The following is a 22,054-nucleotide window of genomic DNA, read 5'->3' as shown; positions in this document are numbered from 1 at the left end:
AAATATGTATTTTTATGCAGATTAACAAAAAAAAGGCAACAAGATAAAGAGAAGAGAGTAAGTTTCTTCTTAGGATGAGAAAAATGTCTGTAAAAGAAAGATGCATAATCTTTCTTTTATCTATAAAACAAGAAAAGAGAGAGAAGATGTTTGAAAGGTGATAATGATCAGCTTTTCATGCGCAGAAAGTTTTCAAGTAGCTCATGCCCTTGCTCGGTTAAAATACTTTCTGGATGAAATTGCACGCCACACAGTGCCAGCGTTTGATGCTGAATACCCATAATTTCCGCCGGCTCGCCCTCCTCGTTCACCGTCCAAGCGGTTATATCGAAGCAATCGGGTAAGTTTTCCACCACCAAAGAGTGGTAACGCGTAACGGTAACAGGCAAGTTCAAATCCGAAAATAGCCCGCTATCCGTATGATAAACCGGTGATGTCTTACCATGCATCGGAGTGCGAGCACGAACCACATCGGCACCAAACACTTGTGCAATTGACTGATGCCCTAAACAGACACCCAAGATGGGTAATCGCCCAGCAAAGTGGCGAATGGCATCGAGTGAGATGCCGGCTTCGTTTGGAGTACAAGGGCCTGGGGATATCACCAAATGAGAGGGAGCGAGAGCTTCTATTCCTGCCAGATCAATCTCATCATTACGTATCACGTTTACGTCAACCCCTAACTCACAGAAGTACTGATATAGGTTGTAAGTAAACGAGTCATAGTTATCAATTATCAGGAGCATACACACCACAATGCCTGGCTTTTAGAGAAGCGCATATTGTGCAGACTCCACACAGAAAGGCAAGGGTTTCACTCTGGTATAAAAAAAGCCACGCAATCGCGTGGCTTATCTTGGCATGTTCCTGCGATTATGGGCGTGGAACAAAACCCACCGCAGCGTAGACTTTCTTCAGTACTTCTGCTGCTCGAGCTGAGGCTTTTTCAGCGCCCGAACGCATGACTTCATCCATATACGCGCGATCAGCACGAATACGTTGATATTCCGATTGTACTGGCTCGAGCATCGCTACTAACGCCTGCCCTAGGTCTTTCTTAAATGGCCCATACATTTCCACACCCGCATACTGCGCTTCAATCTCAGCGTAGCTTTGCCCTGTTGCGGCAGAGTAAAGGCTCATCAAATTAGAGATGCCAGCTTTGTTCTCGATGTCGTATGCGATACGTGGTGGCGTCTCGGTATCCGTTTGTGCTTTGTTGATCTTTTTAATGATAGACTTCGGATCTTCCAGCAACGTAATCACGTTTTTGCGGTTATCATCCGACTTTGACATCTTTTTAGTCGCATCTTGCAGGCTCATCACACGTGCATTCACTTCTGGAATGTATGGTTCAGGCACAACAAAGGTATCACCATAGATGTTGTTAAAGCGTGTCGCGATATCACGCGCCAGTTCTAAATGTTGCTTTTGATCGCTACCAACTGGAACCTGATTGGCGCCATAAAGTAGGATATCCGCCGCCATCAGCACTGGATAACCAAACAGGCCAACGTTAACGTCATTTGCGTAACGTTGCGACTTATCTTTAAACTGCGTCATACGACTCAATTCACCCATCTGGGTATAGCAGTTTAGTATCCAAGCTAATTGTGCATGCTCTGGTACATGGGACTGCACAAACAGGGTGCTTTTTTCTGGGGTTACACCAACGGCTAAACAGATAGCCAATGCGTCCAAGGTCGCTTCATATAGCGCCTTTGGATCTTGACGTACTGTCACTGCGTGTAAATCAACAACACAATACTGGCAATCATAGTCATCTTGCATCTGTTCCCACTGACGCAACGCACCCAGATAGTTACCAATACTTAATTCACCAGAAGGCTGGACGCCACTTAAAACAATGGGTTTAGTCATGCAAGTTCCTATTTCGTTTATTTTGGCTAATCATTTCTATGCTGGGAAACACCCAAACTGTACTACTGTCCTAGTTTAACGGTATCGCGCAGCTGACTAAAGTGTTCTAGGACAATATTTGGTTCACTTTGCGAGATTGGCTCGCCGTGATTGTACCCATACGTTAATCCAATCACCGGGCAACCCGCGTTTTTAGCCGCTAAGACATCATTTTTGGAGTCGCCAACCATCAATAGCTGCTCAGCAGACAACTGATGCTTTTCCAGTAACCAATGAAGTGCCATTGGGTTAGGTTTCTTCTCTGTTAACGTATCACCACCAATAACATCACTAAAAAAGTGGTCGATACCTTGCTGCGCCAACACTTTAGGCACAAACTGGGAGGGCTTATTGGTGACCAAGGCAAGCGTAAAACCTTGCTCATAGAAATACGCTAGTGTTGATTTAACCCCTTGATATAGCTCCGTCCCTCGATGCCCTGTGGCAGAGTATTCAACATCAAAGGCTTTACGCACCTGAGCATGCAAAGCACTGTCAAGATCGGTTGCTGGGGTTAACGATTGGCTCATTCCACGTGCAACGAGCACATCAGCACCATTGCCTATCCACGCTTTAACCTGCTCGACTGTCGCTCCCGGCAAGGAGAACGCACGTAACGCCCTATCTAAGCCAATCGCAAGATCAGGTACGCTATCAAGCAGCGTACCATCAAGATCAAATGCAATCAGACGAATCCCTTCAATTGACATCGTATTATCCGTTGACTTTGCCGAGCTCTGCACGCATTTCATCAATCGCCGTTTTGTAATCTGGCTGATTGAAGATGGCCGAGCCTGCAACAAACATATCCGCCCCTGCTTCTGCAATCTCACGAATATTATCGGCCTTCACTCCACCATCGATTTCTAAACGGATATCACGGCCCGACGCATCGATACGACGACGCACTTCGCGCAGCTTATCTAACGTCCCTGGAATAAATGACTGCCCGCCAAATCCTGGGTTAACCGACATGAGTAGAATCAAATCCACTTTATCGATCACATAATCCAAGACATGCAATGGTGTTGCCGGGTTAAACACAAGCCCGGCTTGGCAGCCGTGTTCTTTAATGAGCTGCAAGGTACGATCTACGTGCTCAGATGCTTCAACATGAAACGTAATCATACTCGCGCCTGCTTTAGCAAAATCAGGAATGATACGGTCGACAGGCTTGACCATTAGGTGTACATCAATTGGTGCAGTGATGCCATAATCACGTAACGCTTGGCATACTGGCGCACCAAACGTTAGGTTGGGTACGTAATGGTTATCCATTACATCAAAATGCACCACGTCTGCACCGGCAGCCAGTACTTTTTCAACGTCTTCGCCTAAACGGGCAAAGTCGGCAGATAATATGGATGGCGCAATAAGAAAATCTTTCATGTCTGGTCTCTTGTAGGGTAGGCATACGTTTTCGTGGCGCAATTCTACCCGATATCACAACAAAAAGGATACCCTCTCGTCATGGACAAAAATAGAAAGTCATCACGATGGTGGCAGATAATGCTCAGCGTCTTCGCTGCGTTGATTGGTGTGCAATCCGATAAAAAGCGACAACACGACTTCAACCAACACAGCCCCATTCCATATATTGTGATCGGCATTATGATGATCGCTTTCTTCACGCTCGGCTTGGTTCAGATTGTGAAGTATGTCATCAGCGGATAGGCAACATCGCCAGTCTATTCCACGATAGTACTGGCCTAACATACCGATAAGAAGAGGTAGGTAGATAGATGAATAATTATTCTTGAGGAGAAAATAGCGCTAACAACTCATCAACCTTGTTGCGACCGCTGCCATTACGGCTAATCGTACGCTTCACCTTTACCACAGAGAGATCGGCACCATGATAGAGCCGACGAGTTAACGCCGTATCATGGTTTGAGATCAACACCGGAATTTTCTTACGTCTCGCCGCCTCTTCTGCACAGTCTGCCAATCGCGCTTGATCGTCTAAGCTAAAACCATTCCCAGCATAAGAGGTAAAATTAGCCGTTGTTGATAGCGGAGCATACGGTGGATCACAGTAGATAACACTGCCTTTACGGGCGCGTTTGAAGGTTTCAGTGTACCCTTCACAAATGAACGTTGCTTGTTTCGCCTTTTCGGCAAAAAATTCCAACTCACGGTGCGGGAAATACGGCTTCTTATATGAACCGAATGGAACATTAAAACCACCTTTCTTATTGTAACGGCATAAGCCATTAAAGCCGTGGCGGTTCATGTATAAAAAGTAAAGCGAGCGCGTATAAGGATCCTGAGTTTGATTAAACTCTTTACGAATCGCGAGATAAGTCTCTTTTTGATTATATTCAGGGGTAAACATCTTTTGAGCGTCTTCAATAAAACGCTCAGAGTCATGTTTAACGATATTATACAGATTGATCAAATCTGGATTAATATCCGCCAATAAGTAGTGCTGATAGTCCGTGTTTAAAAACACGGAGCCAGCACCGACAAATGGCTCAATCAATTTCGTTGACTCGGGAAGGTGGCGACGAATGTCCTCAACCAGCGAATACTTGCCGCCAGCCCACTTCAGGAATGCGCGATGCTTTTTCATTTAAGCTCTTCCACCACCAACAAAACACAAAAGGAGGCGGATTGTACCCTATTTTTCACCATCTCTCAGCGTTAATTTACTTGTTCTATCTCAGTATGAATCTGACGGTAAGCCTTTACCCAAGGCTGCACCGCTTGCGCTTTGGCTGGCAGTCTATTTATCGCTGTTCTTGCCAGCTCTACGCTTGCATATGCGCCTGTCACCACAATATACCAAGTTTCACCATTGCGCAGCGTTTGGTACACACTGGCATCATCCGACATTTCAATACTCTCAATAAACTGCGCGGTAGCAGATAACGAGCGCATCGCCGCTAACTGCAATGCATAGTTAGATGGTGCAATCGCACTTAGCTCAGCGTCAGAAAGGACTAGCTCAACGGGATCTGCTGCCATCTCATCCACAACAACAGCTTCTTGCTCGCTCACTTGCGCTGCTAACGCCTCATCTACATCCAGCGTTACGGCTTCTATAGCAGGCTTAATCTGTTGCTCAATGCTCGTCGCAACAGCTAAACGCCCATCTCCTCCCATTTCCTGCTCAGTGATGATCGAGTCCACCACCTCACCAGGCAAAACAACCCGATCGCGATCATCTTTACGCCCAACAGTCATTCCATCGCTAAATAACTCCGGTGGCATCGGTTTGGTATCTTCGACACCATCAACGATGACGGTAGAAGTGGTTGGTTTTGTCTCTTTAAAGTCCGGCAGCGCAACTGAGTTACCCGGCTGGCTTTTCACATTATCTATTTCCATCGGCCCATCTTCATCAAGTACCGATATCACTTGTGGGTCACTTTGACCATTGGTTGGGAAAAACCAAAACACCACGCTAGCACCGAGAATAAGCAGCAAGGTAAATAGTAATGCAAGTGAAGACAATGAACGCGATGACGACGTTGACATCTCTACTTTCTCCTGATGAAGTAGTCCAATAATGGAGCCGGGGAAGGCAGCGGTAGCTGCAAGTTGCATTTTAATGATGCGTCGCACATTTGCGTCGGAGCGTAAATGCGTCAACATTAGTTCAGTAAAGTGGTGTGCTTCTGCCTCGTCGAATGGGAGTAACTCCACCTCGACAGGCAACATACCCTGTCCATGTGAGGCTTGGCTTAAATACTTATCCAATCGCCCCATTAACGAAAACAGTAAGACATTGACCTGCCCAACACCATCACGTTGTACCTCTTGTACTAACGCCAATAACTCGGCGACGAGAACTGGACTTAGTCGATGCGCATCATCAATAACCAGCAGCAGCTTTTCAGCCTGCGGCGAGTGCAAATGGCAGATACTTTGCGCCAAACTGTCTTGTTCATTAAATACCGCGCCGCGATACAATTGCTCTAATAAGATCCGTCGATGCTGTTCATCACTCTGTTGAGGATGACAAATTAACAGTGCCTTTCGAGACTGAGGAAACGCCCAATGGCTAAGATATTGTTGGGAAATAAAAGACTTACCGGCCCCCTCGGGCCCAGTAACTTGAATAAGGTTAGAACTAAAACGAGTGAGGAATTGCAGTCGGTGCAAAATGTGGTTTTGACTCTCCAATTCCACTGGCGGCAGGCATACTGCTGCACTCATAACAACACCCTCTAACTGGCGTCGATAACCCGACGTAAGACATCTTCACTAACGCCAGCGATAACATCGGCTCCACCAATTTGATTCGGTAAGATAAACCGAACCTGTCCCGCCAGCACCTTTTTATCACGCGCCATGTGGCGCATAAAGGCATCAAATGTCATAGTATCAGGTTTATGAATAGGGAGCTGTGCATCGCGTAGCAATTGTTCGATGCGCTGCACATCTTCAGCAGAAAGTCGGTCCATCTCATGCGCAGTCTGTGCTGCCATCATTATTCCAACACTAACAGCTTCGCCGTGTAGCCAATTGCCATAACCCATTTCGGCTTCAATCGCATGACCAAAAGTATGACCCAAGTTAAGCAGGGCGCGAACACCCGACTCTCGCTCGTCCATCGCCACCACTTCCGCCTTAATTTGGCAACAACGATGAATCGCATAGCTGAGCGCGGCTTGCTCCAGCGCGACTAAACGTTGCATGTTATTTTCCAGCCAGACGAAAAAGTCACGATCAGCAATAATGCCATATTTAATCACTTCAGCCATGCCTGCCGCGAACTCACGTGCGGGCAATGTACTTAAGCAATCAGTATCAATAATGACACGACGAGGCTGATAAAAGGCACCAATCATATTTTTACCTAAAGGATGATTGACTGCCGTTTTTCCGCCTACCGATGAATCAACTTGAGACAATAAGGTCGTTGGCACTTGAATAAAATCAACACCACGATGAAAACTGGCCGCAGCAAAGCCCACCAAATCACCAATAACCCCACCACCTAAAGCGACCAATAGCACATCACGACCCAAATTGCGTTCGAGCAAGAAGGTCATAATCGTATTGAACGTCTCAAGTGTTTTGTATTGTTCACCATCCGGCAGAACTAACCGATGCACCTTCCTAGCATGGGAAGCCAAGGTGGTTTCTAGCTTATCTGCATACAGCGGTGCCACCGTGTCATTACTGATCACCACAACTTGGCGCTCAGTAACAACATCAAACAGTGACGAGTGAGAGAACAGCCCAGTATCAATAAAGATTGAATAGCTTCTCTCTGCAAGACTAACGCTTAACCGTTCCATGGTATGCCCTATTTATGAGTGGAATTAACGCTCTTCCAGCATTTTAATAATTTGGTTAGCAACGACTTTTGCGCTTTGCTCGTCGGTGCGTACCACGTAATCTGCCACTTCTTGATATAACGGATTACGCTCTTCAGCCAAGGCTTCCAATACCTCGCGCGGTTGATCAGTTTGCAGTAGCGGACGCTTTTTATCACGTTGGGTTCGCGCTAACTGCTTTTCAATGGTCGTTTCTAAATAAACAACCACGCCTCGAGCTGACAAACGGTTACGATTATTCTTGCTCTTAACAGAGCCACCACCCGTTGCCAGCACAATGCCTTGCTCTTGAGTTAGGTCATCGATTACGCCTTCTTCACGAACGCGGAAACCCTCTTCACCTTCTACATCAAAAACCCAGCTGATATCGGCACCTGTGCGCTCTTCAATTACAGTATCTGAGTCAAAAAACTCCATATGTAATTGTTGCGCCAAATGACGACCAATTGTGCTTTTACCAGCGCCCATCGGGCCTATCAGGAATATATTTCTTTTCTCAGCCATGTTTAGCAATTTACGTGCGGTTAAATCAAAAAGTCTGCTCGCGAGCTGTAGCTAGCTCGGAACACCATATCCTCACAATTAATTTCGTGATCAGACCGCGAATTATCTCAGGTGTCAGGGGCAATTTGCAATAGCTAGAGCCTGTTTATCTTATCGGTTGCGGTTTTGCTTCCGATAAGACAAATAGACTCAGCTCAAGAACATAAAGAAAGGTATTTAAATCAACAGTATATCTATTTAGCTACTATCTGTGGTGTCACAAAAATCAACATCTCACGCTTTTGAATACTTTCCGAGTCACGACGGAATAGGCGTCCAACCGCCGGTAAATCACCAAGTAATGGCACTTTATCGGAACTCTTGATCGTTGCATGTTGGAAAATACCACCGAGAACGACCGTCTCTCCATCTTCCACCATCACCTGAGTATCAATACGGCGAGTGCTTATCGATACCGCTTCCCCAAAGCCAGTTTTCACCGTTTCTCCAGGGGTGTCTTGCGTCACCTCTAGATCAAGGATCAATCGCCCATCCGGAGTAATCTGAGGAATAACGCGCAAACTGAGTACCGCTTTTCTAAATGCAATGGTTGCAGCCCCACTGGACGCGGCCTCAAGGTAAGGGATTTCTGTTCCCTGCTCGATATACGCAGGCTTTTTATTGACGGTCATTAGGCGCGGGCTTGATACAATTTCCGCTTTATTTTCCGCTTGCAATGCCGACAACTCGAGATCCAGCAGCAAATTCTTACCCAGCTTGGCCACCGTAAAAGCAATGCTCGATGCACGTGAATCTGTCGCGCCCAAATTGACACTCATGTAGTCATCAACCGTAAACTCTTCATCAGGATCAAGTCGCCCTTGATGAAACATATTGGTTTCAATATTCGAGCCCGCAGTGAAGCTGCCATTGTTATTGAAAAAGCCCCAACGAACACCAAGTTCAGACAAATCCCCTTCATCAACAGAAACAATACGCGCCTCAATTTGTACCTGGCTAATCGCCACGTCCAAACTTTCGACCAGCTCAGCGATACTGTCCAATTGCTCTGGTACATCTCTTACAATCAAGGTATTGGTTCGTTCATCAGTACTGATCGCGCCGCGAGCTGACAACAATGAAACACTGTCCTCTTCGCCAACCAACAATGCTGCAATATCACTCGCTTTAGCAAAGTTAATCGCAAACAAGCGTGTCTCCAATGGCAACAAGCTCTCTTCAATTTGTTTTGCTTCCAACGCCAATTGCTCTGATGCTGCTAATTCAGCCTTCGGCGCTACCAGCACCACATTGCCTTCAACGCGCTTATCTAGACCACGCACTTGCAAAATCAAGTCCAGCACCTGCTCCCATGGCACACCATCAAGGCGCAAAGTGACATTGCCTTGCACACTATCAGACACAACAAGGTTAAAGTCATTGTAGTCAGCGACCAACTGCAGCACATTTCGCACAGGAATATCTTGGAAGTTAATCGAGATAGGCTCACCGGTATAGACGACCTCTTCCTCGACAGGTTCAACGGTCGTCTGCAACGCTTTTACCATTAGCTCTAAGCGGCTACCGACCAATTGATAGTCGTATTCGTAGCCCTCTCGCGCCTCCAATACGATGCGTGCGCCATCTTCCAACATGAAAGTTTCAATCTGGTTCACGACGGTCGCAAAGTCGTTTACATCCAGAATATACAGTAAATGGTTGGGCAAGCTCGTATTTAGAATATCAACCTGTAGCGATTTTTTGCGTCGCTCAACATTGACAATTGTCTGCGGACTCGCAAAATCGACCACCATGACACCATACCCCTCAGCATGACGACGATAGTCAATATTTTCGATCTGATTAGAGAGCGGTAGCCCATTTTGTGTTGACACCGTCTCGGTATTTACATCGGTCGTCCCAGCAGTAGCATGACCTATCATACCGGCCAGCATAAACAGTGCTAAAAACCCGTGGCCTAACCGCTCGCGCCATGAACGCTGCCGCATGGTACTCTTTCCCGCGTTTTTATAAAATTCCATTTGTTTACTCACACTTCCTATCATTGCGACACACTCACAGGCTGATTAACTGCCAGTTTTAATGAACGTTGTTGCCAACAACCTAAACCATCTGGAAGGCTCTCTTGAACCTCAATGCCAAAGGCATCTACCACCTGAACCAGCCCCCGGTTAAGCCCCATAAATTGCCCGGTTTTTATTCGCTCCAGCTTACCTTCTGGCGTTTGAATCAGCGCCCAGCGATCGGATTTATCACCAATCACGCCCTTAACCGCCAAGGTATCTAACGAATACTGCTCTAACGACTCGGGGTGACGAGCCATATTCGGTTGCCAACAGTCTGTTACCGCAGTATTCGCAACCAAACGCGTTGCGACTGGCTTGGCAAACGGTTGCCGTTCTGTTGTCACCTCATAAGCCAATGGGGTATAGGTAAACTCCAACGGGAGCGCTTCCACTTTTGCCGTTGCTCGGGCGCGAATCTGTTTCACCAACGGAGCAATAGGTTCATTATTCGCGCGACAACCAGATAGCAGCACGACGGCACAGAGAAGCCCGAAACCGAATCCGCGTCGTGCTAACGGCTTCAAATAAGAGATATCACAACTTTTCACGCTCAACCTCCGATAAGAAACGATAGGTTTTTGCAGCGACCTGCATGCGCAGTTCTTCCTCATTGCGCCCTAAACTAAAGTCATGCAAACTCACCAAACGAGGCATGGCGGCGATAGCGGCGCTAAACTCACCCAATTTGTTATAGCCACCGGAGATAGACAGGCTCAATGGGATTTCCTCATAATCATCTTGTTGAATTCGATTAGCCCAATCGATACGGTGGAATGCCAGCCCATGCTCGACGCCAATCTCATTCACGCCAGAGACTAATGATGCTAACTCCTGCTCCGCGGGTAACTGCGTTAATACACGCTCATAGCGCGCTTGCAGCAAGGCTATTTGCTCTTCCAATAACGGAATAGCGGCAACTTGATTACTCTTCGCCCGTAGCTGTTGATGTAGGGTCATTTCGTGCTCTTTTAGTTGATCTAAGGTGATCAGCTCCGGCCGCACCCAATAAAAAAAGCCGCCAACACAAAGCACGATACTCAGCAGAAAGATAACAATGGCTTGTGCTGCAATTGGCCACTGTAAAATTTCATCAAACTCTAACTCCCGCCAATCACTCATCAGAGTCCTCCTGTATCGATGTGATCCATTCAAATGAACTTCTGAATGCTATCTGTTGTGACGCAGCACTCTGCTTTTCAGTGATAATGGAGTGCATAATCAAATTATTGATATGGCTATTGGCTTCACCATTGGCAAGGAAATTAGCGAGTTGTGCATTGCTATCCGCCAATCCACGCAACTCAACACGACTGCCATCTACAGACAGCTGCTCAAGGTAGACGCCTTCAGGAACCAGTTTCGGAAATAAATTAAGCAACGCCGTCACTTGGTTACGCTGCTGCTGGATGTTATTGATAACACGCACACGCCGTAGCAGTTCACTGCGCTGCTGGTTCATGGCAGGCACTTTGGCGAGCTGATAATCCAACATGCGGATTTCTTGTTCAAACGCTTGGTTCCTATGCTGCTGAACCCGTAGCTGACCTGTTGCGTAGTTATGCGTGCCATAAATAAGCGCACCACTCAGCATAATTGAGCCGAACAACAGTGCTTTGAAGCGTTGCTGATGCTGCTGTTGTTGCCATTCGCGCCAAGGGAGAAGGTTAATTTTAATCATGCCTGCAGCCCTCTTAATGCCAGCCCAGCCGCGAGGCCAAAGCGACTATAGTTCTGCTCTGGATAGGCTTGCGTTGACTTTTCATGGCAACGCAATACGGTAAATGGATCGGCCCATTGCACTGGCATCTCCAGCTCTCTTGCGAGTAACTCATTATCAAGTAGATTGTTCGCCCCCCCCGATAACCAAATACCATTTAACGGCGTTTGAGGGTGCGTTGAGTTATAGAGCTGAATTTGACGTCGAAGTTGTTCGGCAAGTTGCTGCATCAGGCGCTGACACAGCATGACATCAGGATGCTGCCAATCAAAGTGCGGGCTACCTAATGCAACTTGCGCAACCGCAACTGGCATTTCACGTCGGTAGAACTGCGAGCCACTGACACCAACACAGAAATCACTCTGCTTCATTCCAATATCAACCACTGCCCAGTTTTGCGGCGTCGGTAACGCTGCCTGCTGTGCATCCGCGAGCCAAATCAACCCATGTGACTTCAACTCCATGACAGAGGGGCGAAGCTTGGCTTTATTTAACGCTGTAATACGGCCTGCAATAGTCTGTTTACGGCAAGCGTAAACTTGATACGCTGTGCTGGTGGTGGTCGATGTCGACTCCCCCATATCAACAGCAAAATAGTCTAATTGCAGATCCTCAACCGGAAATGGCGATGAGGTCGCTAATGCTTGGTGGACAGCAATATGTTTCTCTTGCTCAGACAGTTGCTGATCTAAGTGAACCACTTTACTGATAACTGCACTATCAGGTAATGCCATACTGACACGACGCGCCCGCTTGGGGATAGCACGCTTAATTTGACGCAATTCTGACAACAAAATATTGTGATCAACACTATGCTGGTCGTTAAGTATGGGTGTAGAAAGCACCTGCTCTTCAAAAGCCAACACAACCGGCTGTCGTTTGCGTAGTTCTATCACCACCATTTTGATACTGAAATTACCAATATCTAAGCCGATGCTGAGAGGGTTTAATAACATGTCGGGAACCGCTCCTATGTTCGCGATATATGAAAACGAACTCTTTCGCGTTCACTCCATCTAATGGTGTGAATTTATTTATTATTTTTGTTCGAGTAATCTTTATACTATGGTCTTACTACTTAATAACCTTCGAACAAAGGCGTAACGGGAATTCTCAAGTGAAGTTCATAAAGCGATTGATGTGGGTTGCAGTGTTTTGCATTTTTCTTGGAGTCGGTACAATTTTTGGCTTCTACCTTTACGTGAAGCCAGAACTGCCCGATGTGGCGACGTTAAAAGATGTTGAACTGCAAACACCAATGCAAGTTTACAGTCATGATGGCAAGCTCATGGCGCAGTTTGGCGAGAAGCGTCGCGTTCCTGTCACTATGGATGAAATTCCACAGCCTTTAATTGACGCCTTACTGGCGACGGAAGATACCCGCTTCTATACCCATTACGGTATCGACCCTATTGGCATTGCTCGCGCAGCCATCGTTGTGGCTGCATCGGGGAGTGCCAAACAAGGCGCCAGTACCATCACCCAGCAACTGGCACGAAACTTCTTCCTCAGTAACGAGAAGAAGATAATGCGGAAAATCAAAGAGATTTTCATCGCTATTCATATTGAACAATTGCTGACCAAAGATGAGATCCTTGAACTCTATTTTAATAAGATCTATCTCGGTCATCGTGCTTACGGCATTGGTGCTGCGGCACAGGTTTATTATGGTAAAACGCTCGATCAGCTTACCCTCAGTGAGATGGCAACCTTAGCTGGTCTGCCAAAAGCGCCGTCAACCATGAACCCAATCTACTCGGTAGATCGCGCGACTTTCCGGCGTAATGTTGTACTTCGCCGCATGCTGGATGAAAAACACATTTCTCAATTTGAGTTTGAGCAAGCAAGGGCGGAGCCTGTTGTTGCCCGTTATCATGGTGCCGATATCGAACTCAGTGCCGCATATTTCTCTGAATATGCCCGTGCCTGGATGTTTGAACGCTACGGTGAAGAGGCTTACACCTCTGGGTATCGTATCTATACAACGGCAAACAGCACACTACAGCAGGCAGCACAGCAAGCGAGCATCGATAACCTGCTTCGTTATGACCAGCGTCACGGCTATCGTGGTGCGATTACGTCATTATGGGGCGAAGACGACGAGCCTGCCGATGAAGAAGCAATCCGTCGCGCGCTACGTCAACAGCCGACTTACGGCGCACTACGTGCGGCGGTGGTAACGGAGGTCACAGAGCAAGACGCAACCGTGATGACCCGTAACGGCGAACAAATCACCTTAGATTGGGATGCGATGAAATGGGCTCGTCGCTTCATTACCGATGATCGTCAAGGTCCGGCTCCAAAAGTAGCGACTGAAATTCTCACCGCGGGAGACGTTATTTATATCGCCCCACAAGAAGATGAATGGGTATTGAGCCAAGTTCCTGTTGCCAACACCGCATTTACTGCCATCTCACCGAACGATGGCGCAGTCCTCGCGATGGTTGGCGGGTTCAATTTTGTTCACAGTAAATTTAACCGAGCAACCCAATCAATTCGACAAGTCGGTTCAAGCATCAAACCTTTCATCTACTCTGCTGCAATCGATGAAGGCATGACATTAGCAACCCTGATTAATGATGCGCCAATCAACCGTTGGGATCAAAGCATGGGGGTTGCTTGGCGGCCAAAAAACTCACCAGCCACCTACAACGGTCCAACCCGGGCTCGAATCGGTTTAGCAACATCGAAAAACGTGATGGCAGTTAGAGTGCTACAACGTGTGGGGCTGGATGACACTATTGATTATTTAACCAAGTTTGGCTTTAAGCGTGATGACCTTCCACGCGCAGAAGCAATCGCTTTAGGGGCCGGCAGTTTAACCCCGCTTGAGATGTCGCAAGGGTTCGCGGTCTTTGCCAATGGCGGCTATTTTGTTGAGCCATACTTCATTGAACGGGTTGAAGATGCGGTTGGCAATGTCTTATATGAAGCCCAACCGACTCAGGTCTGTCGTGACAACTGTGACCCTCAACTAAGCGCAGAAGCACAGTTAAGCTCACTGTTTGGCGTGGAAGAAGATCTGTTAGAAAATAGCACAGACGACATACCCCAGCACGCGCCTCAAGTGATCAGTGAACAGACGGCGTTCTTGGTACGCGAAATGTTAGAGAGCAATGTCTGGGGCGGCGGAGACTGGCGCCATGGCAGTGGTTGGAACGGCACAGGTTGGCGGGCTCAAACCTTACGCCGCCGCGATATTGGCGGCAAGACAGGAACCACCAATGACTCCAGAGATACCTGGTATTCTGGTTATGGACCGGGCGTCGTCGCAACCGTTTGGGTTGGTTTTGATGATCATAGCCGCCGTTTAGGCCGCACCAGCCTTAACTCTAACCTTGGCGATGGTCAAACCGTCGGCGGTGCCGCGGGTGCCAATACCGCTCAGCCGGCATGGGTCGACTTTATGCGCACCGCACTGGCAGATACGCCAGTACAGCGTAAACAGATCCCTGACAATATCAGCCGTGTGCGCATTGACCGTGATTCTGGGCTATTAACCCCGCGTAGCGATCACACCACAATGTTTGAGTATTTCCTCGAGGGCACCGAACCCACTGAACTGGTAGATGAAACTGAAACTAGTATCTTTGAGTCTGGCGAAACCCTTCCCGCTGAAGAGCTGTTTTAAGCCAGCACATAAAAAACGGGGCTTGCCCCGTTTTTTATTTCAAGCAACCACTCGCTTGCATATGATGTTGCAATACATTAGCCAATTTTTCATAACGTGGCCGCAGTGGTGATCCTGGACGATAGGCTAACACAATCTCTCGACTCGGCTGTGGATCCACCAAGGGTAAATAATAAACCCCATCCCGCTCGCCATTCCCGGGCGTCGCCAAATGTGGCAGCAGTGTTAATCCCGCCCCAGCAGCAATCATATTACGCAAGGTCTCTAAGCTCGTGGCTTTAAAGCGTTCGTCCTCGTTTGCTCCTGCAGCAAAACAGAATCCCATCGCTTGATCCCTTAGGCAATGACCACTGCCTAGCATCAGTAACGTCTGCCCCGATAACGAGGATAAGGGTAACTTCTGTTGTAAACACCAAGGGTGCTCAACAGGCAGTGCTAGTACCATCGGCTCTGCATATAAAGGCAACTCAATAAAATGTTCCGTCTCCTTGACTGCCGCCAATATCAAGCAATCCAGTTTTCCGGTCTCTAGTTGCTCCACCAGCTGATGGGTCTGCCCCTCATGGAGAAATAGCTCTAAGTCAGGAAAGGCATCACGTAGCAAGGGTACAATGTGCGGCAACAAATAAGGGCCTACCGTTGGGATCAAACCAATATGAATTGGGCCCGCCATGCTCTCACCTTGCTGACTGGCGAGTTCTTGCAGTACTTTCACTTCCAGCAACACTTTTTGCGCCTGTGCAACTAACTGCATCCCAGAGTCAGTAAACATTACCTTGCGACTCGTTCGTTCGAGTAAGGTAAGGCCGAGTTCTCCCTCTAACTTACGAATCTGCCCACTCAGCGTTGGCTGGCTGACATGGCACGCTTCTGCGGCGCGTCGAAAATGACGCTGCTCGGCCAATGCCACCAGATATTCAAGATCGCGAATATTCATCGTTTCATCCATTGCAAAAAATAAGTACCGCAAGCAATAGCGCCTATCAAGGCCTTTAAGGTGACGTTAGTCCATTGCTCACCCTTGCCGATGATTCTCTCATAAAAAGCCCCTAATGCGGCATATTAACACCAGCAAGCGCAATTCAAAGCTCGTCGATACTGGTCACTTCAATAGTCACAGCCTATCAATTGTATAGCAACAAGCGATTGGAGCTATCTCACGAAAACAGCAATACTTACATCATCAACGCAGAGAACTGAATTCACTGCTTATCGCTTTAGAAGTAAAAGACAGGACAGCATTATGTTTACATCAAAAGAAGGCCAACAAATTCCAAGCGTTACTTTCCCGACCCGTGTCGGTGACCAATGGGTTAACGTCACGACTGATGAACTATTTACCAACAAAACGGTAATTGTCTTTAGCCTGCCAGGGGCTTTCACACCGACGTGCTCGTCAACTCACTTACCACGTTATAACGAACTGTCTTCAGTCTTTGCTGAACATGGTGTCGATGACATTCTATGTGTTTCGGTCAACGACACCTTTGTCATGAATGCTTGGAAAGCCGATCAAGAAGCTGACAACATTACTTTTATTCCTGACGGCAATGGCGAATTCACCAAAGGGATGGGCATGTTAACCAACAAGCACGACCTCGGCTTTGGCGACCGCTCATGGCGCTACAGCATGCTAGTGAAAAACGGCGTGGTCGAAAAAATGTTCATCGAACCTAATGAGCCAGGCGACCCATTCAAAGTCTCTGATGCCGATACGATGCTGGGCTATATTGCTCCAAACCACAAAGTACAAGAGTCGGTGACCGTTTTCTCCAAACCGGGCTGCCCATTCTGTGCCAAAGCAAAGCAACAGCTGATCGATAATGGCATTCAGTATGAAGAGGTCGTACTCGGTAAAGATGCCACCACGGTTAGCTTACGCGCCATTACTGGCCGCGACACGGTACCGCAAGTGTTTATTGGTGGACAACACATTGGTGGCAGCGAAGAGCTGGATACGTTCTTAAACCAATAAATTAACAACCTAACCATCACTTTCAGCGGGGATAGCCCCGCTAAATTTCCGCTTGATAAGAGAAATAAGCATGAAAAAAATATCTATTGATGTCGCCGTTATTGGTGGCGGAACCGCAGGACTTGGTGCTTATCGTGCAGCAAAAGAGCACACTAACAGCGTTGTGATGATTGAAGGCGGCCCATATGGTACCACCTGTGCCAGAGTTGGCTGCATGCCATCCAAGCTGCTCATTGCAGCAGCCGAAAGCGTTCATAACATAGAAAAAGCGCCTGCTTTTGGCATTCATCCGCAAGGAGAGATCTTGATCAATGGTCGTGAGGTCATGGAACGCGTTAAACGCGAGCGAGATCGCTTTGTCGGTTTCGTCTTGGAAAGTGTCGATGAGATCCCAGCAAACGATAAGATTCGAGGCTACGCCAAGTTTATCGATGACAACACGCTTATCATTGATGACCACACGATGATCGAGGCAAAACGTATCGTTATTGCAACGGGATCTCGGCCAGCCTATCCTGCCGCCTGGGATGAGTTAGGGGAACGCCTTGTCGTTAATGATGATATCTTTGACTGGGATGACCTGCCGCGATCGGTTGCCGTTTTTGGCCCTGGCGTTATCGGCCTAGAGCTTGGTCAGGCGCTAAAACGCTTAGGTGTCGATGTCATCATGTTTGGCCTCGGTGGGCAAGTTGGCCCATTGACCGACCCTGAAGTAATGGCCTATGCCAATCGTACGTTTAATGAAGAGTTTTATTTAGATGCCGATGTTAAAATAGAAAGCATGCAGCGCATCGATGATCGGGTTGAAATCCAGTATCTCGACAAACAAGGTCAGCTCGCTAGCAAACAGGTTGATTATGTGGTGGCTGCGACAGGCCGACGCCCCAACACTGACAAACTTAACATTGAAAACACCACAGTAGCGCTTGATACCAGAGGTGTTCCTATTGCCGACCACTTCACCTTGCAAACGTCCGTCAGTCATCTATTTATTGCTGGGGATGCCAGCAACCAACTGCCGCTTCTCCATGAAGCCGCCGATCAAGGTCGCATTGCTGGTGACAATGCAGGTCGGTTCCCTGATATCCGCGCCGGACTACGTCGCTCGAAGATTTCTGCCGTCTTCTCCGATCCGCAAATTGCCATGGTTGGTGAAAGTTACCATGATATAACGACCCGTTTAGGCGGATGTGGCTGCTTTACCACAGGTACCGTTTCATTTGAAAACCAAGGTCGATCACGGGTAATGCTGCGCAATAAAGGCTTACTTCATGTATATGGCGAACAAGGAACTGGGCGCTTTCTCGGTGCAGAGATGATAGGCCCGAATGCCGAACACTTGGCCCATCTGCTTGCGTGGGCCCATCAAAACCAGATGACTGTTTCGCAAATGCTCGACATGCCCTTCTACCACCCGGTGATCGAAGAGGGAGTACGAACAGCGTTGCGCGATCTCAATGCCAAGTTACACATAGGCCCAGAGATGATCAAACACTGCCTCGACTGCGGTCCTGGCTGTTAGCCCGTCACCTTTTCGCGTTATGCATCACACCAAGCTCACGGCGAGAAGGCTTTAGGGTTACCATGATCCAAACGCTTTTTTAACTGTACAACGGCAAAATATCGGCTTTTTGCCGTGAAAAATCGCCAATAAAAACGCGCTTAAGAAAAGCCGTTTCCGAGCACAAAAAAGCCAGTGAACAATCACTGGCTTTGACTTTTCACATTGTCCATTCATTACCGCTTACGGTGACTAACTACCTAAGCCACTTTAATGCGGGCAATGAGCTGCTCTTCTAGACTTACCTCTAATGCCACTTCATCACACGCATGTTGACGCGGGCAGCGCTCACAATCTTTCATTACTTTTTCTGGTAACAATGTCTTCGATGTCGGAACAAAGTTCTGTTTCATAAAGAACTCAGGCACACGAGTCAGCACAAACACTTTCTTTATCGCCATCTGGCGTGCTTTCTCAATCAAGTGCTCAACCACAGCACGACCTTGACCCTGACCTTGCCAGCCCGCTTCAATACCCAGTGAGCGAATTTCAGCTAGCCCGGAATCGTAGACATACAAAGACGCACAACCTGTCACCATCCCTTGATGTTCTGTTACAGCAAAAGAGCCAATATCGCGAACCAACTCGTTACGCTTACGTGGCAAGTTTTCTCCCAACCCTGACCAGTACACCACCATCCCTTCAATCGCATCCAAATCGGTCAAGCGCGCACCGCGAACTTTAACGGCTGGAGAGTAACGTTTTTCAAGGCGCTTTTCGGCTTGCTCGAGCGCAAAATCAACTTGATTCGGCGCCACACCACCCAGAGCGCAACGTTTCTCAAGGCAGGAATCAATGGTCAATATGGGGTAAACATCCTCTTCAATGACCGTCGAGAAGCTCTGCATTTCAACCAAACTGAGCTCTTCCAGTGCGCAGCCTTTACTGATGGCAGCGACCACCGCTATCCCGACAATATGGTGTGCCTCTCTAAACGGAATCCCTTTCGCAACGAGATAATCAGCTAGTTCTGTCGCATTTGAGTAGCCTTGCATTGCAGCTTCAAGTGTTCGCTCATGGTTAACCTTGATCCCCTCAAAGCACAGCGCTGCCATCTCCATGCAGTCAGCCCAAGAATCTAGGGCATCAAACAGGCCTTCTTTATCTTCCTGCATGTCCTTGTTATATGCCAATGGTAAGGCTTTAACCGTCATCATCATTGCAGACATGGCGCCATATACCCGCCCCACTTTGCCACGGATTAACTCTAACGCGTCTGGATTTTTCTTTTGTGGCATCAACGATGAACCAGATGTCACAGTATCCGCCAGCTCAATGAAATTCGACTCACCCGAGTTATAAAAAATCAAATCTTCCGCCATGCGTGAGAGATGAAGCATAGAGATTGACGCAATCGACATCAGCTCCATCACATGATCGCGGTCAGAAACAGAGTCTAAGCTATTCCGGGTTGCCGACTGAAAACCGAGTTGATGCGCAAGTGCTTCGCGATCAATTGGATAAGCCGTTCCCGCCAACGCACCGCTGCCTAATGGGCAGGTATCAAAACGTTGCATCGCATCAGAGAGACGAGAATAGTCACGCTCAAACATTTCAACATACGCTAAGCACCAATGCGCAAATGTGACAGGTTGCGCCCGTTGCAAGTGAGTATAACCAGGTAATACCGTCGCTTGATGATCACGCGCGACTTCCACTAACGTATTTTGCAATCGGTCTAACGTCAGCAATAACTGCTGCCCTTGCTGGCGACACCATAGCTTAAGGTCTGTTGCGACCTGATCATTTCGAGAGCGCCCAGTATGAAGTTTCTTACCCAAATCACCCACTTTAGCAATGAGCTGCTGCTCTACCCAACTGTGGATATCCTCAGCGTCTGAACGCAAAATTTGCTCTGGATCTTCCATCACTGCCAATTTCAGTTCATTCAGCGCCAACTCTAGTGCCTGCTGCTCATCGTCACTCAGCACATCCACAGAACGCAACGCTTTTGACCAGGCGATGGAGCCAACAATATCCTGTTCAGCCAAGCGGTAATCAAAACGCAGTGAGTCATTAAATTGCTTAAACCGCGTATCTGCCGCCTGACTGAAACGTCCACCCCATAATGCCATAAGTCTCTCTCCTGAAAATTTGACGTCTTACTTCTATCGAGAGGTCAGCCTGCTAACCTCTCTTTCTCGCTTGCTTACTTTTGCTGATTGAATGCACGGATACGGCTAGACAAAGAGTAGAGACGAATAAAGCCTTCTGCATGGCTCTGATCATAAACTTCATCTTCACCAAAGGTGGCAAACTCTTCTGAATATAAGCTATTTTCCGAACGCTTTTGAACGGCTGTCACTTGACCTTTGTACAGTTTTAGCACAACTTCACCATTGACATCTTGTGCAATGGCATCTGCTGCTGCCAATAATGAATTACACAGTGGGGTAAACCAGCGACCGTCGTAAACCAAGTGAGAAAACTTAAGGCCCACGGTTTGGCGGAAGTCAAAACACTCTTTATCCAGCACCAATTGCTCTACGGCGCGCAGAGCTTCCATCATAATCGTGCCACCCGGAGTTTCATAACAACCACGCGACTTCATGCCAACCATACGATTTTCAACAATATCGATGCGTCCTACGCCATGCTCAACCCCTTTAGCATTCAAGTATACCAAAGCGTTATAGGGCGACATTTCTTCACCATCAACAGCGACAATTTGGCCTTTTTCAACTTTAACCGTTACCAGTTCCGCTTGATCAGGTGCCTGCTCGGGATCTTTTGTCCATGCCCAGCACAAGTCATTTGGCTGATTCCATGTCTCTTCCAATACCCCGCCTTCTGTTGAAATATGCCAAGCATTCGCATCGCGCGAATAGATTTTTTCCAATGACGCACTACAAGGAATTTGACGCTCAGCCAGGTAGTTCAGCAGATCTTCACGGCTACGCATCTCCCACTCACGCCACGGAGCAATCACTTTCAATTGTGGTGCGAGGGCGGCAAAGCAGCTTTCAAAGCGGACTTGGTCATTCCCTTTACCGGTACAACCATGGCACAACGCATCTGCCCCGACCTCTAATGCACACTCGACTTGCGCTTTAGCAATAATTGGACGCGCCATCGATGTACCTAAAAGATATTTACCCTCATAAACTGCGCCTGTTTTCAATGTTGGGTAAATATAGTCAGCCACCAACGCTTCTTTTAAGTCCGCGATATAGCAAGACGATGCACCCGATGCGATCGCCTTCTCTTCAATGCCTTCTAGCTCTGCTTCACCCTGACCGACATCAGCCACAAATGCGACGACTTCACAGTCATAGTTCTCTTTCAACCAAGGAATAATTGCCGACGTATCCAGACCGCCAGAATAGGCCAATACCACTTTCTTAATGCTGCTCATCTCTCTCTCCTTACTATCACGATGCCGTGCGGCGGTC

Annotated in this window: 20 protein-coding genes; 4 read left to right on the top strand and 16 right to left on the bottom strand. The window is 47.7% G+C overall.

From position 1 onward, the window contains the following. Positions 1-167 precede the first annotated feature (167 nt). The 4 genes from ACKLNH_RS13530 to rpe all read right to left on the bottom strand — a co-directional run bounded on the left by ACKLNH_RS13530 (position 168) and on the right by rpe (position 3,309). Positions 168-746 carry an aminodeoxychorismate/anthranilate synthase component II gene (locus tag ACKLNH_RS13530; RefSeq protein ID WP_413112792.1) on the bottom strand — a complete coding sequence of 193 codons (579 nt, stop codon included), beginning with the start codon at positions 744-746 and terminating at the stop codon, positions 168-170. 127 nt (positions 747-873) lie between these two features. Continuing rightward, a complete protein-coding gene (gene trpS, locus ACKLNH_RS13525; RefSeq protein ID WP_413112791.1) occupies positions 874-1,881 on the bottom strand; it encodes a tryptophan--tRNA ligase in 1,008 nt (335 codons plus the stop codon). 62 nt (positions 1,882-1,943) lie between these two features. Beyond that, positions 1,944-2,630, bottom strand: coding sequence for a phosphoglycolate phosphatase (locus tag ACKLNH_RS13520; RefSeq protein WP_413112790.1), 687 nt, complete (start codon positions 2,628-2,630; stop codon positions 1,944-1,946). A 4-nt stretch (positions 2,631-2,634) separates the two neighbouring features. Further along, a complete protein-coding gene (rpe, locus tag ACKLNH_RS13515; protein WP_413112789.1) occupies positions 2,635-3,309 on the bottom strand; it encodes a ribulose-phosphate 3-epimerase in 675 nt (224 codons plus the stop codon). Between the two features lie 81 nt (positions 3,310-3,390). Here rpe and ACKLNH_RS13510 point away from each other — a divergent pair, with 81 nt between their 5' ends. Next, positions 3,391-3,594 carry a DUF2970 domain-containing protein gene (locus tag ACKLNH_RS13510; protein WP_413112788.1) on the top strand — a complete coding sequence of 68 codons (204 nt, stop codon included), beginning with the start codon at positions 3,391-3,393 and terminating at the stop codon, positions 3,592-3,594. 76 nt (positions 3,595-3,670) lie between these two features. Here the strand turns inward: ACKLNH_RS13510 and dam are convergent, their stop codons facing one another. From dam to pilM, 9 genes are all read right to left on the bottom strand, one after another. Then, complete coding sequence (gene dam, locus ACKLNH_RS13505; RefSeq protein ID WP_413112787.1) at positions 3,671-4,492, bottom strand: adenine-specific DNA-methyltransferase; 822 nt, start codon at positions 4,490-4,492, stop codon at positions 3,671-3,673. Positions 4,493-4,563: 71 nt separating this feature from the next. Further along, positions 4,564-6,081, bottom strand: coding sequence for an SPOR domain-containing protein (locus ACKLNH_RS13500; protein WP_413112786.1), 1,518 nt, complete (start codon positions 6,079-6,081; stop codon positions 4,564-4,566). Between the two features lie 11 nt (positions 6,082-6,092). Next, positions 6,093-7,169 carry a 3-dehydroquinate synthase gene (aroB, locus tag ACKLNH_RS13495; protein ID WP_413112785.1) on the bottom strand — a complete coding sequence of 359 codons (1,077 nt, stop codon included), beginning with the start codon at positions 7,167-7,169 and terminating at the stop codon, positions 6,093-6,095. Between the two features lie 24 nt (positions 7,170-7,193). Next, on the bottom strand, positions 7,194-7,712 hold the full coding sequence (gene aroK / locus ACKLNH_RS13490) for a shikimate kinase AroK (RefSeq protein ID WP_413112784.1): 519 nt from the start codon (positions 7,710-7,712) through the stop codon (positions 7,194-7,196). Between the two features lie 233 nt (positions 7,713-7,945). Beyond that, positions 7,946-9,733 (bottom strand): type IV pilus secretin PilQ, encoded by a 1,788-nt coding sequence (locus ACKLNH_RS13485; RefSeq protein ID WP_413112783.1) that lies wholly within the window; start codon positions 9,731-9,733, stop codon positions 7,946-7,948. A 20-nt stretch (positions 9,734-9,753) separates the two neighbouring features. Then, positions 9,754-10,326 (bottom strand): pilus assembly protein PilP, encoded by a 573-nt coding sequence (locus tag ACKLNH_RS13480; RefSeq protein ID WP_413112782.1) that lies wholly within the window; start codon positions 10,324-10,326, stop codon positions 9,754-9,756. Beyond that, entirely contained in the window at positions 10,313-10,897 is a 585-nt protein-coding gene (locus ACKLNH_RS13475; protein ID WP_413112781.1) for a type IV pilus inner membrane component PilO, read from the bottom strand. The genes ACKLNH_RS13480 and ACKLNH_RS13475 overlap by 14 nt, the downstream gene beginning before the upstream one ends. Continuing rightward, positions 10,890-11,456, bottom strand: a complete 567-nt coding sequence (locus ACKLNH_RS13470; RefSeq protein WP_413112780.1) for a PilN domain-containing protein — start codon at positions 11,454-11,456, stop codon at positions 10,890-10,892. Before ACKLNH_RS13470 ends, ACKLNH_RS13475 begins: the two co-directional genes overlap by 8 nt. Continuing rightward, positions 11,453-12,451, bottom strand: coding sequence for a type IV pilus biogenesis protein PilM (gene pilM / locus ACKLNH_RS13465; protein WP_413112779.1), 999 nt, complete (start codon positions 12,449-12,451; stop codon positions 11,453-11,455). The genes ACKLNH_RS13470 and pilM overlap by 4 nt, the downstream gene beginning before the upstream one ends. 161 nt (positions 12,452-12,612) lie before the next feature. On the opposite strand from pilM, the gene ACKLNH_RS13460 reads away from it, so the two are divergent. Then, on the top strand, positions 12,613-15,126 hold the full coding sequence (locus ACKLNH_RS13460; protein WP_413112778.1) for a penicillin-binding protein 1A: 2,514 nt from the start codon (positions 12,613-12,615) through the stop codon (positions 15,124-15,126). A 34-nt stretch (positions 15,127-15,160) separates the two neighbouring features. Here the strand turns inward: ACKLNH_RS13460 and oxyR are convergent, their stop codons facing one another. Next, complete coding sequence (oxyR, locus tag ACKLNH_RS13455) at positions 15,161-16,063, bottom strand: DNA-binding transcriptional regulator OxyR (RefSeq protein ID WP_413112777.1); 903 nt, start codon at positions 16,061-16,063, stop codon at positions 15,161-15,163. Between the two features lie 306 nt (positions 16,064-16,369). Between oxyR and ACKLNH_RS13450 the strand changes: the two genes are divergently transcribed. Then, a complete protein-coding gene (locus tag ACKLNH_RS13450) occupies positions 16,370-17,101 on the top strand; it encodes a glutathione peroxidase (RefSeq protein WP_413112776.1) in 732 nt (243 codons plus the stop codon). A 70-nt stretch (positions 17,102-17,171) separates the two neighbouring features. After that, positions 17,172-18,623, top strand: a complete 1,452-nt coding sequence (locus ACKLNH_RS13445) for a dihydrolipoyl dehydrogenase (protein WP_413112775.1) — start codon at positions 17,172-17,174, stop codon at positions 18,621-18,623. A 239-nt stretch (positions 18,624-18,862) separates the two neighbouring features. Here the strand turns inward: ACKLNH_RS13445 and argH are convergent, their stop codons facing one another. Further along, positions 18,863-20,737, bottom strand: coding sequence for an argininosuccinate lyase (argH, locus tag ACKLNH_RS13440; RefSeq protein ID WP_413112774.1), 1,875 nt, complete (start codon positions 20,735-20,737; stop codon positions 18,863-18,865). Positions 20,738-20,811: 74 nt separating this feature from the next. Further along, positions 20,812-22,017, bottom strand: coding sequence for an argininosuccinate synthase (locus ACKLNH_RS13435; RefSeq protein WP_413112773.1), 1,206 nt, complete (start codon positions 22,015-22,017; stop codon positions 20,812-20,814). Positions 22,018-22,054 lie beyond the last annotated feature (37 nt).

The organism is Thaumasiovibrio clandestinus, from assembly GCF_047250365.1.
In the GTDB taxonomy this organism is placed as follows: Bacteria; Pseudomonadota; Gammaproteobacteria; order Enterobacterales; family Vibrionaceae; genus Thaumasiovibrio.
This window is presented reverse-complemented; position numbering and strand designations above follow the sequence as displayed.